This window comes from Streptomyces sp. NPDC054840, from assembly GCF_053611065.1.
Map to the genome: position 1 here is coordinate 1 of NZ_JBSGZP010000954.1, position 2,160 is coordinate 2,160.

Below are 2,160 nucleotides of genomic sequence, written 5' to 3' on the forward strand. Positions count from 1 at the left end.
CTCCCTCCCCGTGGCCGGCCGCTCGGCGCTCGCCGTCGACCTGCACGTGCTCGGCCGGTTCCTCGTGGAGTCCGTCGGTCAGCAGCCGGCCCCGCCCACCGAGTGGTGGCTGCCCGCCGACTCGGCCGCCGATCCCGTCCCGGCCCGCGCGGCGGACAAGCTGCGCGAAGGCGCCCGGATCGAACGCGTCCAACTGCGCGAGGAGATCACCGAGCGGCTGCTCGACGACCCGCTGAGCGCCGGCCCGCAGAGCGCCCTGGCCGCCCTCGCCGCCGCGTGCGCGGTCCTGGCGGCCATCGGCTTCGCGACCTCCGTGGCCGCCGAACGGCGGGGCCGGGGCCGGGAGTTCTCGGTCCTGCTCGCACTCGGCACCCCGCGCCGCTCGCTGGCCCTCGCGACCGCCGCCGAGGGCGGGGTGCTGATCGCCATCGGGTCCGCCGTCGGAGCCGGGCTGGGTGTCGCCCTCGTCCACCTGATGGCGCCCCTGGTCGTGCTGACCCCCGCCGCCGGGCGGCCCTTCCCACCCGTGCACGTGGACATGCCGTTCTGGCAGACCGTGCTCACGGTCGCCGCCATCGCAGCCGTTCCCTTGCTGTCGGCCGCGCTCGGCGGCCCCCGCGGCCGCGACATCGCCGCCCGGCTGCGCCCCGTGGAGGAGATGTGACCACCCCGCCGTCCGCCACCCCGCCGTCCGCCACCCCTCCCTCCACCCCCCAGCCGTCCGACACCCCGTCCCCGGCCACCGACCCCCGGCCCGCGCCCTGGGTCCGGACCCGGCTGCGGGCGGCGCCACTGGGCACCCTGCTCGGCGTCGCGCTGGCCTTCGTCGCCGTCCTGCTGGCCGCCGCGCTGCCACGCGCCCAGGACCGGGGCGCCGACCAGGCCCTTCGGTCCTTCCTGGAGCGCAGCGGACCCCGCGACACCAGCCTGCAGGTGACCGCGCCCTCCCCGGACGGCGGTCAGAGCGCCCATGCCCTGGACACCACGCTGGAGAAACTGCTCGGGCCGACCGGAACCACCTTCCGCGTGGACCCGGACACGACCGTTCACGGCGCGCGCACCACCAAACGGCAGCAGCTGCTCAATCCGGAACTCTCCCGCCCCGCCGGCATTCCGCCCAGCATGGACCTCCTGCACGTCCGCCAGGCCGAGGCCCACGTGAAGCTGGCGGAGGGGCGCTGGCCGAGCAGCACACCCACCGCCCCCGCGCAGGCCGCCCCCGAGGAGACGGCGCCCCTGCAGGTCGTCCTCTCGCAGAAGGCCGCCGCGACCCTCGGTGCCCGCGTCGGATCCGTCCTGAAGACCGCGTCACGGGTGGACGGCACACCGTCCGTCGAGGTCGTCGGTCTCTACGCGGTCCTCGACGAGAGCGAGGACTTCTGGTCGGACAACCTGGGATGCCTCGCCCGCGCCTGCGAGCACTACTACGACGAGAGCCTCGCCTGGGACGTCGACGCCCTCGTCGGCACCGGTGACCTCGACCGGATGAGCACCTGGAGCCGCACCGCCGAGGACTTCTGGCGGCTGCCGGTGGACGTCGGCCACCTGCGGGCCGACCGGCTCGACGCCACGAGGAAGGACATCGCCTCCTACATCGCCGGGCCCACCGCCGCCACCCTCGCCCGGGAGACGGGGCGCGCGCGGCTGCACACCACCTCCTGGCTGCCCGAGCGACTCGAAGAGGCCCGCGCCCGAACCCAGGCGGCAGCGCCGCTCGCCGCGCTCGGACCCGCAGGCGTGGGCGGCGTCGCCTTCGTCGTCCTGTGCCTGGCCGGCGCACTCGCGGCCGACCGCCGCGACGCCGAACTGCGGCTGCTGCTCGCGCGCGGCGGCTCGCGCGCCGCCATCGTCGGCCGGCTCCTCGGCGAGGGCGCCGTCACCGTGCTCCCGGCGGCCGCGGCCGCCACGGCGCTCGCCGTCCTGCTGCTGCCCACACCCCGGCTCGCGCCCGCACTGCTCTCGGCCGCGGCCGTGGCCCTGCTCGCCCTGCTGGCCTTCCCCCTACGGGCGGCCGTACTGCTGACCCCGGGACGGCCGGCCGGGCGGTGGCGCAGGCCCGTGGCCGAACTGCTCGTCCTCATCGCCACCGCGGCAGCCGTGGTGGAGGTCCGCCGACGCGGGGTCGCCCCGCCCGGCAGCGACCTCGACCCGCTGTTGATC

General features: G+C 76.8%; 1 protein-coding gene and 1 pseudogene. Both read left to right on the forward strand.

Features of this window, described 5'->3' with window-relative positions:
* Positions 1–664 (forward strand): FtsX-like permease family protein (locus ACWGIU_RS36350; RefSeq protein ID WP_453712348.1); only part of this gene is annotated, 664 nt, incomplete at its 5' end.
* Positions 661–2,160 (forward strand): annotated as a pseudogene (locus tag ACWGIU_RS36355) (hypothetical protein); the annotation flags it as partial. The gene ACWGIU_RS36350 and the pseudogene ACWGIU_RS36355, both read left to right, overlap by 4 nt.